The organism is Candidatus Hydrogenedentota bacterium (genome assembly GCA_016791475.1).
Lineage (GTDB): Bacteria > Hydrogenedentota > Hydrogenedentia > Hydrogenedentales > JAEUWI01 > JAEUWI01.
Genome location: JAEUWI010000037.1, coordinates 1 through 15,287 on the forward strand (window position 1 = coordinate 1; position 15,287 = coordinate 15,287).

At 60.5% G+C, this 15,287-nt stretch carries 10 protein-coding genes and 1 pseudogene; 8 read left to right on the top strand and 3 right to left on the bottom strand.

The genetic code is table 11. The features are described 5' to 3' along the window. Window positions 1-173: 173 nt before the first annotated feature. The 8 genes from JNK74_18490 to JNK74_18525 all read left to right on the top strand — a co-directional run bounded on the left by JNK74_18490 (window position 174) and on the right by JNK74_18525 (window position 12,111). Window positions 174-2,120, top strand: coding sequence for a TAXI family TRAP transporter solute-binding subunit (locus JNK74_18490; GenBank protein MBL7648177.1), 1,947 nt, complete (start codon window positions 174-176; stop codon window positions 2,118-2,120). A 635-nt stretch (window positions 2,121-2,755) separates the two neighbouring features. Continuing rightward, window positions 2,756-4,150 carry an alginate export family protein gene (locus JNK74_18495; GenBank protein MBL7648178.1) on the top strand — a complete coding sequence of 465 codons (1,395 nt, stop codon included), beginning with the start codon at window positions 2,756-2,758 and terminating at the stop codon, window positions 4,148-4,150. Between the two features lie 165 nt (window positions 4,151-4,315). Beyond that, complete coding sequence (locus tag JNK74_18500; GenBank protein ID MBL7648179.1) at window positions 4,316-5,059, top strand: hypothetical protein; 744 nt, start codon at window positions 4,316-4,318, stop codon at window positions 5,057-5,059. A gap of 74 nt (window positions 5,060-5,133) precedes the next feature. Next, window positions 5,134-6,288 (top strand): class I SAM-dependent RNA methyltransferase, encoded by a 1,155-nt coding sequence (locus JNK74_18505; protein ID MBL7648180.1) that lies wholly within the window; start codon window positions 5,134-5,136, stop codon window positions 6,286-6,288. Window positions 6,289-6,472: 184 nt separating this feature from the next. Then, window positions 6,473-7,099 (top strand): TIGR00730 family Rossman fold protein, encoded by a 627-nt coding sequence (locus tag JNK74_18510; GenBank protein ID MBL7648181.1) that lies wholly within the window; start codon window positions 6,473-6,475, stop codon window positions 7,097-7,099. Between the two features lie 12 nt (window positions 7,100-7,111). Then, a complete protein-coding gene (locus JNK74_18515; protein ID MBL7648182.1) occupies window positions 7,112-9,829 on the top strand; it encodes a fused MFS/spermidine synthase in 2,718 nt (905 codons plus the stop codon). Between the two features lie 90 nt (window positions 9,830-9,919). Next, a complete protein-coding gene (locus JNK74_18520; protein ID MBL7648183.1) occupies window positions 9,920-11,113 on the top strand; it encodes a putative DNA binding domain-containing protein in 1,194 nt (397 codons plus the stop codon). Continuing rightward, window positions 11,110-12,111 carry a ParA family protein gene (locus JNK74_18525; protein ID MBL7648184.1) on the top strand — a complete coding sequence of 334 codons (1,002 nt, stop codon included), beginning with the start codon at window positions 11,110-11,112 and terminating at the stop codon, window positions 12,109-12,111. Before JNK74_18520 ends, JNK74_18525 begins: the two co-directional genes overlap by 4 nt. Before the next feature lie 222 nt (window positions 12,112-12,333). On the opposite strand, the gene coaD is transcribed toward JNK74_18525, so the two are convergent. From coaD to JNK74_18540, 3 genes and pseudogenes are all read right to left on the bottom strand, one after another. After that, window positions 12,334-12,831 carry a pantetheine-phosphate adenylyltransferase gene (gene coaD, locus JNK74_18530; GenBank protein ID MBL7648185.1) on the bottom strand — a complete coding sequence of 166 codons (498 nt, stop codon included), beginning with the start codon at window positions 12,829-12,831 and terminating at the stop codon, window positions 12,334-12,336. After that, window positions 12,824-14,263: a nickel pincer cofactor biosynthesis protein LarC gene (larC, locus tag JNK74_18535; protein MBL7648186.1), complete on the bottom strand. Its 1,440-nt coding sequence runs from the start codon at window positions 14,261-14,263 to the stop codon at window positions 12,824-12,826. Before larC ends, coaD begins: the two co-directional genes overlap by 8 nt. Before the next feature lie 450 nt (window positions 14,264-14,713). Then, window positions 14,714-14,806 (bottom strand): annotated as a pseudogene (locus JNK74_18540) (DUF111 family protein). Window positions 14,807-15,287 lie beyond the last annotated feature (481 nt).

Here is a 15,287-nt window from a genome sequence, read left to right on the forward strand (position 1 = left end):
CAACTGTCAACTGTCAACTGTCAACTGTCAACTGTCAACTATCAACTATCAACTATCAACTATCAACTATCAACTATTTTATTGCATCGTGTGTGCGGGGCCTGTTAGAACAATGCCAGCGGGAAGCTTTGTGTGTGCCCGCGATTTACCTTGAGGTTTGAACTACGGTACGTATGGCCTGGCTTCCTGATCGCAGAATTCTATTGAATGTCTTTACCGCGGCGATGCTCTTGAGTGTGGCGTGCGGCGGGGTTTTCTTTATTTTTGCTCCCTATCAGGCGAGCCGTATCCGGGCGGAGATTGCGGATCGGTTTCACACGAGTGGCGAGGCGCCGCTGGTGCTGGCGACGGCGGAGGAGGGCGGGGCCTATCACAAGCTGGGCGGCGTGTTGCGGCAGCATCTGGATGCCTTCCACTCCTATGTGCTGGATGTGAAGGCGACCCACGGTTCGGTGGAGAATCTGGGGTTGTTGAAGGATGGCGGCGCACAGTTGGCCCTGGTGCAGAGCGGTATTGCCTGGGATCGGGACAATCTGGTGGCGCTGGCGAACCTGGGCCGGCAATATCTGCACGTGGTGGTGCCGGCGGATTCCCCGGTGGAGAGCTTTCGCGATCTTGCGGGCAAGCGCATCGGCGTCGGGCCCCAGGGCAGCGGCGCGGACGATCTGGCGGGGCGCATGCTGGGATTCTTCAGTTTTGGCGAGGAGACCTCGCTGGTTTACGACCACAACCCGGATCTGAAGGAAGCCTTTCTCGACGGCGAGATCGACGCGGCTTTTACGGTTTACGGCCTCTTCGATCCCGCGATGGAGAGTCTGCTGGCGGCGGGCTGGTACCGGCTGGTGCCGGTGCGCGAGGCGGATTCCGTGGCGCGCTATCTACCCGGCGTTTTCGCCGAGACCCTCCCCCCCAGTCTTTATGGCCCGGATCGCAGCATTCCGGCGGCGTCCGACGCGCCTTTTCAGACGCTGGCCGTGAATACGCTGCTGGTGTGCCAGCGCTCCCTGCCGAACCGTCAGGTCCACACGGTGCTGGAGCTGATTTTCCGGGGCGATTTCCTGAAGGCGGCGCGCCTCACCGGGTTGACGGAGGCCGGCGCCCAGGCGGATCTCCATCTCCCACTCCATGCGGGCGCGGAAGAATTTTACAATCGCCGCAATCCGGTCTCCGCGGACCGCTTTGAAATGATGTCTTTTATCCTGGCGGGTGTTGTGTGTCTGGCGAGTGTGTATCACTTCCTGGCCAACCGTTACCGGTATAACGCCCAGATGGAGCGGCGCCGGGCGATCCGCCCTTATTTCGAGGCGATGATGGATTTCGGCGATGAGGTGGAGGCTTCCGGGAACCCCGCCAACCTGACGCGGCTGGTGCACAAGATGATGGCCACGCAGCGGGGTGCGGAGCGGGAGTGGCTGAATGGCGCTTTTGACACGGAAGATATGGAAAACCTCTATGCCGTGTATGGGCTCCGCTGCGACAACGCCTTCCACAAGATCTTTGACCTCCACCTGCAGGCCCTGCGCGGGCTGAATACGGTCGAGCCCCCCCGCCCCGGCGCTTCCGACGCGCTGCCGGATTATGTAAAGCCGGTGCTCTCTGAATCGCGCACGCGGAGCGAAGATCCCTTCCCCGAGGATTCCCACCCCTACAGCGAGTCGCGGCCCTACCTCTCTTCGCGCACCTATACCGAATCCCGGGTGAAATCGCGCTACGAGAGCGAAGACGACGGCTTTTTCAGCGGTTCCGCGCTGGCGGGTATCGACAAGACCAAGAGTGAGATCGCGGAGCGGTTGCCGAGCCGTTACGATCCCGGACTGTTGTACGACACCGAGGCGAGCGGCGCGGGGTCGGTCCGGGTACGGAAATCGAAGCCCCAGGCGGATCTTCAGGCGGTGGTGGAGAAGGCGGTGGTGGACAAGGATGTCGTGGAGAAGGTGAAGGCCAGGAAAGTGCCGGTTGAGAAGGCCACGGTTGAACGAGACGTGCCGGAACGCCCCATGACCCCGGAAGCGGTGGTGGTGCCTGCTCCGCACTTTCTGAACGATGATCCCTTTGCGGACGTACCCGCCCAGGAAGAGCCCGAGGACGAGACCGGCCCGGATCAGTTGATGTTGTTCTGATGAAACCCGGCGGAGGCTGTCCCGCCTGGATGAGTTGTTTCCGGTCAAGCAATCAAAAAAAATGCGGGACGGTCCCGAACGCGCAGCGGGCTTTGATTCGTGAAGTTGAAGCGCTCATGAATCGGCTTGCGGTGTTTCATCGGCGAGATCCTGCGTTCAGGACGGTCCCGTCGTTGTCCTCTTGTTTTAGAAGCGCGGGACAGCCCCGCTCGGCGGTCTCTACCGCCTGTGGTGGAGGGTAAAAAAGTGGCCTCTACAGGGTGGGGAATAAATTATTTACAAAAGGGGAAGAAATTACTTGACGGGGGGTGTCCGGATTGTTATACTATGCCGAGTCATGAGCAGTGAAAGCTGTCATTAGACTTCACCGGACTTGGAGGTCCGGTGGGAGAAATGGGATGTTGACTACACCATCGGGATCGATCTCGAGAACGAAGCCGGAAGGAGGGATGGTAGCGCGCTAGAGATAGCCACGCTTCAGGGATCGAAAAAACGCCGATTTATTCAAACGTGCATAAAGAGCAGCGTGTCTCCCCTGGAAGGCCGGGGTTGAGATGCCACGCACGGGACCCAACGGTGTCGTGTGAAAAAGAAGCGCCGGTGAGACGCCGGTGAAACTATGGAGATAACGCATCATGCGTTCATTTAAGATCCTTATGGTTGCAGTTCTTGCGCTGGGTACGGTCGCGGCCGCCCAGGCTGAACTTCAGAATGTTGAGGTTGGCGGTTCGGTTCGTATCCGCGGCAACTGGTTCGATTTCGACGACAACGCGTTCATCAACGCCGGCGAAGAGTTCGCCAACGTCGAACAGCGCACCCGTCTGAATGTGAAGGCGGACTTCACCGACGAAGTGTCCGTGTTCATCGAATTCGACTCCTATGAAAACTGGGGCGACAACTTCCGCTCCAACTATGTAACCGGTGTTGACGGCTTCGGTGGTGACGATGTGGAACTGTACCAGTCCTACATCGAAATCAACAACGCCTGGGGTCTTCCGATCCGCACCCGCATCGGTCGCCAGGAGCTTGAGTTCGGCAGCGAGTGGCTCCTCGGTAACCAGGACACGGCCTCCGTGTTCACCGGCCTGTCCTTCGACGGTATCCGCACCAGCTACACGGCCGACAGCTTCACCGTTGACGTGCTGTCCATGAAGCTCAGCGAAACCTTCAACAACTTCGCTGACGGCGACACCAACCTGTACGCCATCTATGGTAGCTACATTGGTCTGGAAGACTGGCAGTTCGACGCGTACTGGATGTACGTGATGGAAGACGAAGGCGACAACGGCGCTGCCACCGTCGCTGAAGGCGTTCTCGGCGCAGCCGCCGGTGACGTAGACCTGCACACCATCGGCCTCCGCGGAGCTGGCACTTATGGTGCATTTGACCTTGAATCTGAAATCGCCTACCAGTTCGGCGAAATCGACGTGGACAACGGCGGTTTCTTCGGTGACGACGACCTCGAATACGACGCGCTGGCCTTCAACCTTGAAGCCGGTTACACCTTCGACATCACCTGGACGCCCCGCGTGTACTTGGGCGCTGCTTTCTTCGAAGGCGGCGATCAGGACAACGGCGGCTTCTTCTTCGGCGACGACGACAACGACCTGTCCTTCAACCGTCTGTTCAGCAACTGGGAATACAGCGAGTTCCTTGAGAACACCGACCTGTCCAACAGCCTGATCTACCGCGCCGGTATCAGCGCCATGCCCACGGAGAAGATCTCCCTGCTGCTGGCTCTGGCCTACTTCCAGGCGGATGAAGAAGTCGACCTCGGCTTCGACGGCTTCGGTATCTTCGACCTGTTCGACAACGATGCCGACGACAACGAAGGCCTTGAAGTTGGTCTGTATGGTGACTACCAGTACAGCGAAGACCTGGTCTTCCGCGCTGGCTTCGCCCACTTCTTCGGCGACGACGGCCTTGAAGACGGCAACTTCGTCATCCTCAACGGTCTTGGCGCTTTCGCTGACACCGAAGACGACGGCGACTACAACTACCTGTTCTGGGAAGCTGAGATCAGCTTCTAATTTACAGGCTAAGTTAGTCTGACTGAAGCCCTTGCAGGCGAACCTGCAAGGGCTTTTTTTTTCCTCGGGTCCGCCGGGGGTTCAAAGGTGGGCAAGAGGGCCACAACTGTTCTATACTATAGGCATCATCCTCACCCTCAACCGCCCTCCGACCGAGAGACCGCCTTGGAACGCGCATACGCCAGAATCGAGAAAGGGACCATCCAGCTCGCCAACCCGTGGCTGGAACGGCGCTGGAATGCCTTCATGGGCACCACGACGGAACTCCTTCGGCTGCCTGGCGGACAAGACTGCCTGGCCCGGAAATCCCCGGAGTTTCACCTGGACTATGATGGACGCCCCCTGGCGGCGCAGGATCTGGGCGACATCGGGTGGAGCGACACAAGCGACTCCCATGGGGCCTCCGTGGTCCTGTCGCTATCCGGGCCGGGTATTGCACTCCAAATGGAGACCGTCCTGCTGCACCGATACCCCGGCATGATCCGGACCATGTCCATCGCGAATACGAGTGGAACCGCGGTCACGGTGACCCGCGCCGCCGTGGATGTGCTGCCGCTGAGCCACGGGGAGTACGGCGGGCGGGCGGCCGACGCGCCGCGATTCACCGCCCAGAGTCTGGGGGAGAGCATTCACTACGCCGCACTGCGGGGAGACGCACACCAGCTCCTGCTGGGAGCCTATCGCAAGGCGCGCTTCGTGCTCTTCGATCCGAATCCGGCGTACTGCGCGCCCGTTTGGGAGGGATCGGCCCTGGTCCCCCCCGGAAAGACCTGGCGCGCCCCGGCGACGCTGCTGTACCTTCCCCGGTCCACCAGCGAAACCAGTATTCAAACCGAACTCGCGTCGTTCCATCAGGCCTGGGAAGCCCGGAAGGCCGCCGAGGGTGGACTCCACCCTTCGCGCAACTAGACGTCACTTCTTCGTAGCCCATGCGCTTCCGCCGCCACCCGGCGCGGTCCGGAGCAACCAGGAAAGCACCCCACGTGATCAAGAACATCGAAATTACCTCCGTAGGCCACGGCGGCGCGGGCATTGGCCGGCTGGATGGCCAGGTTTGCTTCGTCCCCTATGGGCTGCCCGGCGACCATCTGGAAATCAAAATAACGCGCGCAACGAAAAAGATGCTCTGGGGCGAACTTATCAAGGTCGTCCAGCCTTCACCCGATCGGGTGGAGCCGGACTTTCCCGACTGGCGCCGAAGCGGCGTGAGCACCTGGCTTCACTTTGCCTATCCCGCCCAGGCGGAGTGGAAGCAGCGCATCGTGAATGACTGCCTCCAGCGCATCGCCGGGCTGGCGATTCCCGCCCTTGAATGGCTGGAAGACGAGAAACTCCGCACGGGCTACCGCACGCGGGCGGAGTTTCACGGGGACGGCAAAGTCTTCGGCTTCTACGCCCTGGGCAGCCACGATATCGTGGATACGCCCCAGTGCCCCTTGTGCCACCCGGCGATGAACCGCGCGCTGACGCGCCTGCGCGAACTGGAGCTGAAGGGATCGGTCACGGTAACCATCAATCCCGAGGGCGACGATGTGCTGGTGTGGACCAATTTCAACAACCGAAAACTGCGGGACCGCTTTCCCCAATCGGGCACGCCGGACGACGAACGGCCCCTGGCGGTTTTCGAGTTTGACGGTGTACCGATTATTAACGGCGGATTTTCCCAGTCCAGTCTGCTGTTGAATCGTCTGCTCGTGGCCACGGTGAAGGAGTTCGTGGGCGCGCCGAGCACGTTGCTCGATCTGTACTGCGGTAACGGCAACCTGAGTCTAAGCCTGCCGGACCGCACCGAGGTGACCGGGCTGGATCACAACAAGATCGCGGTGAAAGCGGCAAGTCGCATGGGCCGCGGCACCTATCAGCCGGGCCAGGAAAACAAAATGATCAGGAAGATCGAAGAGAACGCCTGGGAATGCATCGTGCTCGATCCGCCCCGTGCGGGCGCGAAGCCCCTGGTGCCGGCGTTGGCAAAGTCGAAAGCGGAGACGATTGTGTATGTGTCCTGTGACCCGGCGACCCTCGCGCGGGATCTCAAGGGCCTGAGCGATGGCGGCTGGAAGCTGGAGCGGGTTCGGGTGCTGGATCTGTTTCCGAATACGCCCCACGTGGAGACGGTCTGCCGGTTGACGCGGGGGTAAGGGTAAACGACCGATAGGACGGATAGGACCGATTTGAACTCTCCGATTCGATTGCTCATCGGTCCTGTCCGTCTTAACCGTCAAATCTGGAATCGCGGTCAGACCGCGCGCCTTTGCATTTTCCCGGCCCGGCCATTACTATAATTTTTCCCGGCAAGGCAGCCGTGAACATGTCGCGTGCGCCTTGATAGTAAAACCAGAGGAGCCCCCAACCTTGCTGAAATGCGTTTGTGTCTTTGCGGCCTCGAGCGACGCGGCCGTGCCCGTCTTTGGCGAGGTGGCGGGCGAGCTCGGGCGCTTCATGGGCCGTGCCGGCATGACCCTGATCTACGGCGCGGGCAAGGTGGGGCTGATGGGCTCGGTCGCGCGGGGCGTACACGAAGCCGGTGGCCGAGTGGTGGGGGTGATCCCGGTCAAGCTCAATGTGGACGCGCTCACCTATCGCGCATGCGATGAACTGATTGTCACGAAGACCATGTCGGAACGGAAGGCGATCATGACCGAACGCGCCGAGGGCTTCGTGGTGCTGCCGGGGGGCTTCGGCACGCTGGAAGAACTCTTTGAGGTCCTCGTGGGCAAGCAACTCGGCTATCACAACAAGCCCATCGTCTTTTTGAACACCGGCGGAGCTTTCGACGGACTTATGGGCTATTTTGCTGAAATGGTCGACCTCGATCTGGTCAAAGAGGACCAGTGCGATCTGTTCATGGTGGCGGAGACCCCGGAAGCGGTCATGGAAGCACTTCAAAACTACAAGGCATCGGCAGTGTCGGGGAAATGGACGGAGCCGGCCCCGGCCGGACAAGCATAGAAAGCGTATGCCGTGACCGAATCGCGCAGTCCCCGAAAGTTTTCCTTTCCCGCCGCCCTGTTTATCCTTGTGCTGGCGTTTTTCTTTGTCTCCGGCGCCTGCGGGCTGCTCTATCAGGTCGTGTGGACCCGCAAGCTGGTGCTGCTCTTCGGCACCACGTCCCATGCCGTGAGCACCGTGCTGAGCATCTTTTTCCTCGGCCTCGGCGCGGGCAGCGTGTGGGGCGGGAAGCTGGCCGATCGCACATCGCGGCCCCTCTGGTGGTATGGTGTTTTTGAATGCATCATCGGGGCCTGGGCCGTTTTCTTCATTGTCGCGGTAACCTATGGCGAGGGGTTGGTGGTGGCGCTGCTGAAGGCCTTCCAGTTTTCCCGCGGCATGGGCGTGGGCCTTCGCGGGCTGCTGGCGCTGGTGCTGCTTTTTGTGCCCGTCACGCTCATGGGCGCGACATTGCCGCTCCTGGCCAAATTTGTTTCACGGGAGGCTCAGGTGCGCGGGATGCGCGTCGGCGCGCTGTATACCTTAAACACCCTCGGTGCCGTGACGGGCTGTTTCGTGGCGGGTTTCTTCCTCATCGCGAACTTTGGCTACAGCCGCACAACGCTGATTGGCGCGGCGGCCAACGTGATCGTGGGTGTGGTGGCGTGGGCGGTATCACGGCGGCGGGAGCGTGGCGTGGACGATACCGCAGGCGAGGCGAAGACGGTAACGGCAGAGGGGATGTCCGGCGCGAACAAGCTGATTCTGGCGGCGTTCTTTCTCTCCGGCTTCTGCTCGCTGGGTTTGGAGGTGATGTGGACGCGCCTGCTGGCGATTATTTTCCTGGGCACGACCTACGCCTACACCACCATGCTTACCACCCTGCTCCTCGGCATCGCGCTGGGCAGCGCGGTGGCCTCCGCCATCGTTGATCGCGTGCGGGTGCCGGCCCTGCTGCTGGGCGGCGCGCTGCTGGCGACCGGTGTGGGCTGCGTGCACATGCTTTCCGTGCTGGCCGCGCTTCCGGCGCAGGTTCAGGAGCTTCAGGTGCAGAGCGGGGCGCAGTGGGAAGCCGTGGTCTGGGGCAAGTTCTGGTTGTCCTTTAAAGCGCTCTTTGTGCCGACTTTCTTCCTCGGCATGACTTTTCCGCTCGTGGTGAAGGCCGTTAGCCGGCAGCGGGAGACGGTCGGACGCGATGTGGGGCGGCTGTACTTCGCCAACACCATCGGCGGCGTCCTGGGGTCGCTCGCGGGCGGCTTCCTGGCCATTCCCCTGCTGGGTACGCACAACGGCATTCTGGCCTTCTCGCTCATCCTCGTGGCAGCGGGTGCGGTGGTGGTGATCGCGCTTGGCGACGTGCGCATGCCCGTGCGTGGCGCGGCTCTTGCGATAGCCACGGCCCTGCTGATGCTGAGCTATGTGCGGGCGCCGGAAGATGTGAACCGCGCCCTGAATTCGGGGTATGTGCCCGAAGACCACCGCGTGCTGCACTACGATGAAGGCGTGGAGGGTACCGTCGCGGTGTCCGAGCCGGTGGAAGATTCCTCCGGGACCAACCGCGTGCTGTGGATCAATCGAGTGCAGGCCACGACGTCCATCGAGAAGGGCGTGAAGATGAACCGGTTGCAGGGCGTGCTGCCCCTGCTTTTTGACCGCGATCCGAAAGACGTGCTTTTCATGTGCTTCGGCTCCGGCATCACCTGCGGCACGCTGGCCTTGTCCGATTTCGAAAAGATCGATGCGGTGGACATCTCGCCCGAAGTGCTCGCGGCCGCGCCCTATTTTGAAGTGGACAACCTCGGCGTGATTCAGCGTCCCGAAGTCACTTTTCACGTGGATGACGGGCGCAACTACCTGCTCACGTCGAAAGACAACTATGACGTGATTACCTTCGAGCCCATGCCTCTCGCGGTATCGGGCGTGTCCACCTTTTACACGGCGGAGTATTACCAGCTCTGCCTGAAGCACCTGAAGCCCGGCGGCATGGTGTCCCAGTGGGTGCCGCTCCACAGCCTGAACCCGGAAGTGGTGCGCTCCCTCATCAAGACCTTCACCTCCGTGTTTCCCCACTTCACGGCCTGGTTTATCAACGCGGACGTGTTCCTCATCGGCTCCAACGAACCGCTGAAGCTCGACGCGGCACGGATCCACGCGCGCCTGGCGAATCCGAAACTGGACAAGGCCCTGAAAGATGTGGGCTTCATGGACGTGGAGTCCGTGATCGGCTGTTATCTCATGGACGAGGCGGGCCTGAAGGCCTTCGCCGAAGGCGGCACGGCCATGCACGACGATCTGCCCTGGGCCGAATTCGTCGCGCCAAAGCTCGTGTATGCGCGCACGCAGCACAAGTCCATGGCGGAGCTGGAGAAGCACATGAGCAGTCCGGCGCCCCTTTTCGTGGAGGGAGCCGATCCCGAATTCCTCGCGCGGGTGGAGCGGCGGCACCAGGCCCACGTGAGCGACATGAAGGCCGTACAGGAATACTACGGCGGCATGGCCATCGGCGGTACCGTTCTGGACAAGTTCCTCGCCTCGCTGGCGATCGATCCCAACGACTGGAACGCGAAGTTCTACCTCGGCGAGATCGCCCGGACCCAGGCGGAAGTTTTCCTCGACTGGGAAGAGTACGATCAGGCCCTGGCCATCCTCGACAAAGTGCTACCGCACCTGCCCGACGATGCGAAGCTGCTCGAATTGAAAGCGGCCCACGAAAAGGCCAAAGCGGAGAAGGCGGCGGTGGGACCGTCCTGATGCGACCATGCTATAATCCCGCAAACAAGAAGCAGCACGCAACGTTAAGACATTACCTTCAGGTGCTGTGTTCAATAGCGAGGGTTGGCATTGATCAATGAAACGGAACTGAGAGTTCTCCTGGCTGACTTGGAGTCAGATCGAATTGAGCGCACCACGTCCACCAACGACACGGAGAAATTTCGTGAGGCGATTTGCGCCTTCGCGAACGACATGGCGGCGCACGGTCAACCGGGATACCTGATCATCGGTGCGCGCGACAACGACGGGGCCATTATCGGGGCGCAAGTGACCGACGAACTTCTTAAGAAATTGTCCGACTATGCCGATTCCGGCCAGATCGTGCCGCTTCCCACAGTTTTTGTGGCAAAAATGACCCTGCTCGAAGGAGACCTTGCCGTCGTCGAAGTGCTGCCCTCCGATATGCCTCCCGTGCGTTACCGGGGAAGAGTCTGTATTCGGCGTGGCCCACGAAAGGCCATCGCAAATGAGCAGGAAGAGCGAATTCTCACCGAGCGGCGCGCCCATCACGCGCGCACCTTCGATTTGAGACCCTGCAAAGGCTGTGGTCGCGATGAGTTGGCCTTGGACTTGTTCCAGCTTACGTATCGCAACGCTGCGATAGCCCCAGAGATAATCGCCGAGAATCACCGCGACATGTTTCAGCAAATGGCGTCGCTGGGAATGTGGTCATTACCCGAGAGCTGCGCCACGAATGCCGGTGCGCTGCTCTTCGCTCTCGATCCGCTCAACTGGTTTCCGGGAGCGGCGATTCAATATGTGCGATACGATGGCGATTCCCTTGCTTCGGAGGTGGTGGATGAACGGCGATTCGAGGGTGATTTGATCACGGTACTTCGCGAGGTGGACGGATTCCTGAAAACATTGTTTCCCAGCTTTCCGAAAACCACCACGCCCCTGAAGGAGGTGGATCGGACGCCATATCCCGTGGCGGCCATTCGTGAATTACTCATGAACGGCGTCATGCATCGGGACTACGAATCCAACGCGGCCATTCGATTCTATTGGTTTTCCGGGCGAATCGAAATTCAGAATCCCGGCGGGCTCTACGGGAGTGTAACAGCCGCGACTTTTCCGGACCAGAATGACTATCGAAATCCAAAGATAGCCGAAGCGATGAAAACACTCGGCTATGTCAACCGCTTCGGGATGGGAATAGCCCGGGCGCAGCGCGCGCTTGCGGAAAATGGCAACCCCCCGGCCGAATTCAACGTCAGCCAACCCAACTACTTCCTGGCGACGCTTAAGGCGAACACGCCGTGAAGACCATTGCCTTCTTTAACAACAAGGGCGGTGTTGGCAAGACCACTCTGGTCTATCATGTCGCCCACATGTGCGCGGAGCTCGGCCACCGCGTGCTCGCGGTCGATCTGGATCCCCAGGCGAACTTGACCGCCATGTTTCTGCAAGAGTCCGTGCTGGAGCAGATCTGGCCGGAGGAGGGCGAGAACCGGAGTATTCTGACGTGTATCCAGCCAATCATTCAGGGGTTGGGCGACATCATCCCCGCACCGTTACAGGAGGTATCGCCGAGAATACGTTTGATTCCCGGCGACCTCGGGCTCGCGAGATTCGAGGATCGGCTCTCCGACCATTGGTCGAAGTGCATGAGTGGCGATCCCGCCGCTTTTCGCGTAGAGACCGCCTTTCACCGCATCATGCGGGAAAGCGCCATTGCGTTTGACGCGGACATTGTCCTGGTGGACGTGGGCCCCAATCTAGGCGCTATCAATCGCGCCGCGCTACTAGCGACGGACCACGTAATCATGCCGCTGGCACCCGGTCTGTTTTCACTCCAGGGCCTGCGCAACTTGGGCCCGACCCTTTTCGAGTGGCGCAAGAGTTGGGGGCAGCGGGTAGCGGAAGCGCCAGAGGCACTCAATAAGGATGCAAGCTTCTCTATGCCGTCGGGCACGATGGAACCCGCTGGCTATATCGTGATGCAGCATGTTGAGCGGAGAAGTCGTCCGGTCAAGGCATTCCAGAAATGGGTGACTCGAATTCCCGAGACCTATGGCACCCATGTGCTGCGGAAAAACACGGCAAGTTTGTTAGCGGAACAAGATCCCAATTGCATCGGCTTTATCAAGAACTACCAGAGTCTTATGCCACTTGCGGAGGATGCCCGAAAGCCAGTGTTCCGCCTGACGCCTGCAGACGGCGCGATTGGTGCCCACGCGGAGGCCGTGAGCCGTTGCTATTTGGATTTTGGGAAGCTGACCAAAGAAATTCTGAGGCGGACCCTGACGGGACCATCCTGAACGCAGGGGCCAGTTGATGATGGCAAGGGTCGTTGCATGCTGATATTTGCTACGGTGGGAGCGGCCTGCCTGGCATTCGGGACCGTCCAGTATTCTTAAAGCGGGGGACGGTCCCGCACGCGCAGGGGCCTTGGCTCGGTTGGGCGGGCGAGTACGTGCGAGGGTGGTGTTTGCGGGTTGGGGTGGCCTTGCGCGCAGGACGGTCCCCTCCGTGGCGAACGATTACTTCCCGGCGATCTCTCTCAATTTTTCGTGGAGGCGTTTTTCTACGGCGGGGCTGACGAAGTGGCTGAGGGATCCGCCGAAGGCGGCGATTTCTTTTACGAGGCGGCTGCTGAGGAAGAGGTAGGGCTCGCTGGGCATGAGGTTGACGGTGTCGATTTCGGGGGCGAGCTTGTGGTTGTTGATGGCCATGGTGAGCTCGAATTCGAAGTCGGAGACGACACGCAGGCCGCGGATGAGGGCGACGGCCGCTTTTTGTTTGGCGAAGTTGACGGTGAGGTCGCAGAAGTGATCGACGGAGACGCGCGGCACGTCGGCGAGCATTTCGCGGAGCATTTCCATGCGCTCCTCGGTGGAGAAGAGACCCGATTTGGCGCTGTTGACGGCGACGGCGACGATCACGTGGTCGAAGATTTTCACGGCGCGATTGATCAGGTCGAGGTGGCCGAGGGTGGGGGGATCGAAGCTGCCGGGGTAGATGGCAATCCGTTCAGACATCGGCGAACTCTCCCTTGATGGCGGCCGCGAGCGCGGCCTCGTAAACTCTGCGTACGGGAATCTGGGCGGCGTTGGCGACGCTCAGGCAATCTTCGTATTCGGGCGCGGTGGTGAGGGCGCTCTCCCCGCGCGCGCCTATCTTAACACGTACGGGACCCCAGGGGGTGGAAACGGATTTCCACGCGCGGTTGAGGATGAAGCGCTGCTCGGTGCGGGTGCGCACGCCGAGGGTGGTGGAGTGGGCGAAGATCAGCTCGCAGAGGGCCTGGGCCCTGTCTTCCGCCGCCAGGACGGTGATCACGTGGGCCGGGCGACCTTTTTTGCCGATGACGGGCGTGAGGAAGGCATCGAGCGCGCCGCCGTCCATCAGCGCGGCCACGAGGGGCGCCAGGAGTTCGCCGGACATATCGTCGAGGTTCGCTTCGAGTATCTGGATGGTGTCGCGGCCCGAATCCGCGCCGCTTTCGCCAATGGTGATGCGGAGGACGTTGGCGCGGTCGGGCAGGTTCTTCGTGCCGCTGCCGTAGCCGATGGCCAGGGTGCGCATGAGGGGCGCGGGGCCGAATTCGGTGACGCGGTGGCGGATGATAGCCGCGCCGGTGGGGGTGACCAGTTCGCCGTCGACCGCGCCGCCGTAGGTGGGGATGCCCTGGAGCAGACGGGCCGTGGCGGGCGCGGGTACAGGCATGATGCCGTGGTCGCACTTGACGGTGCCGCTGCCCACGTGGAGGGGCGAGCAGGCGAAGCGCTCGATGCCCAGGAGGTGAAAGCCGATCTGGGAGGCGACGATATCGACGATGGAATCCACTGCGCCGACTTCGTGGAAGTGGACCTTGTCGATGGTGGTGCCGTGGACGGAGGCCTCCGCTTCGCCCAGGGCAAGGAAGGTGGCGTTGGCGGCGTCCTTCACGGCCTGGGGCAGGCTGCTGCCCGTGATGAGCTTCTCGATGTCGGCCAGATTGCGGTGGGGGTGGTGATGGTGACCGTGACCGTGATCATGGGTGTGCGAATGAGAATGGCTGTGGCCGTGATCATGAGAGTGGCCATGGTCATGACCATGACCATGGTCGTGATGATGATGGTGGTGATCGTGTCCATGCTCGTGGTCGTGATCGTGGTGATGATGGTGACCCGGCGTCAGTACGTGTTTGTGCTGGTGGGTCTGGACGGGCGTGAAGCGCGGGGTGGCGATATGATCATGATCGTGCGCGTGATGGTGGTGGTGATCCGGCGCCCCGTGATCGTGCACGCGGAACTGGGTGGCGTGGACGCCGTTCTTGAGCACTTTCTCGGCGGAGACGGTGTAGCCTTCGACGCCCAGGGAGTGTAGGCCCTCTTTGATGGCGTCGAAATCAGCGCCCGCATCGATGAGGGCGCCCACGGTCATGTCGCCGCTGATGCCGCTGAAGCAGTCGAAGTAACAGGTTTTCATGGGGTGCATCCGGGAGGCTGGGCCTCGTGGTTTATTGGACTTTGGTTCCAACGTATTTGTAACGATTTAGCATTCTTTAGTACTCGGAATACGTCAAGTCATAGCACGGTGTGCGACATAAGCCCTTGCGGGAAATCACCGGAAATGACTCGGCAATATCCACCCTATTTCGCGGGCCAGGGTGGGTTAGGCGTCCCGCCTGACCATCGCGCCTGGATCGCTATTGGGCCGTTTGCATGATCGAGATACCACTCATATTTGTCATAGTTGTATTCAGTCGCTCTCGTTGAACCGCGTCGTATTGGTCAGGCGGGACGCCTAACCCACCTTGGCGCGCTTTCATATCTCCAATGTATATTGCGAATGCGGGATGCACATGGCTACAGAATTGCGTACCTTTCCGCGTGAGAGGTGGCGATAGTAGCGGGATTTTGTGGGGCGTGTATCTTTGATGACGTCGAAATCGGCGCCCGCATCGATGAGGGCACCCACGGTCATGTCGCCGCTGATGCCGCTGAAGCAGTCGAAGTAACAGGTTTTCATGGGGTGCATCCGGGAGGCTGGGCCTCGTGGGTTATTGGACTTTGGTTCCAACGTATTTGTAACGATTTGGCGGTCTTTAGTACTCGGAATACGTCAAGTCACAACACGGTGTGCGACATAAGCCCTTGCGGGAAATCACCGGAAATGACTCGGCAATACCCACCCTATTTCGCGGGCCAGGGTGGGTTAGGCGTCCCGCCTGACCATCGCGCCTGGATCGCTATTGGGCCGTTTGTATGATCGAGATACCATTTATATTTGTCATAGTTGTATTCAGTCGCTCTCGTTGAACCGCGTCGTATTGGTCAGGCGGGACGCCTAACCCACCTTGGCGCGCGTTCATATCTCCAATGGATATTGCGAATGCGGGATACACATGGCTACAGAATTGCGTACCTTCCCGCGTGAGAGGTGGCGATAGTAGCGGGATTTTGTGGCGCGTGTGTTTTTGATGGACCGATTCCTTATGGGCACTGTCCTC

Coding starts and splice junctions, on each gene's coding strand:
- JNK74_18490 (MBL7648177.1), top strand. CDS start 174: ATGGCCTGGCTTCCTGATCGCAGAATTCTATTGAATGTCTTTACCGCG.
- JNK74_18495 (MBL7648178.1), top strand. CDS start 2,756: ATGCGTTCATTTAAGATCCTTATGGTTGCAGTTCTTGCGCTGGGTACG.
- coaD (MBL7648185.1), bottom strand. CDS start 12,831: ATGTCTGAACGGATTGCCATCTACCCCGGCAGCTTCGATCCCCCCACC.
- larC (MBL7648186.1), bottom strand. CDS start 14,263: ATGAAAACCTGTTACTTCGACTGCTTCAGCGGCATCAGCGGCGACATG.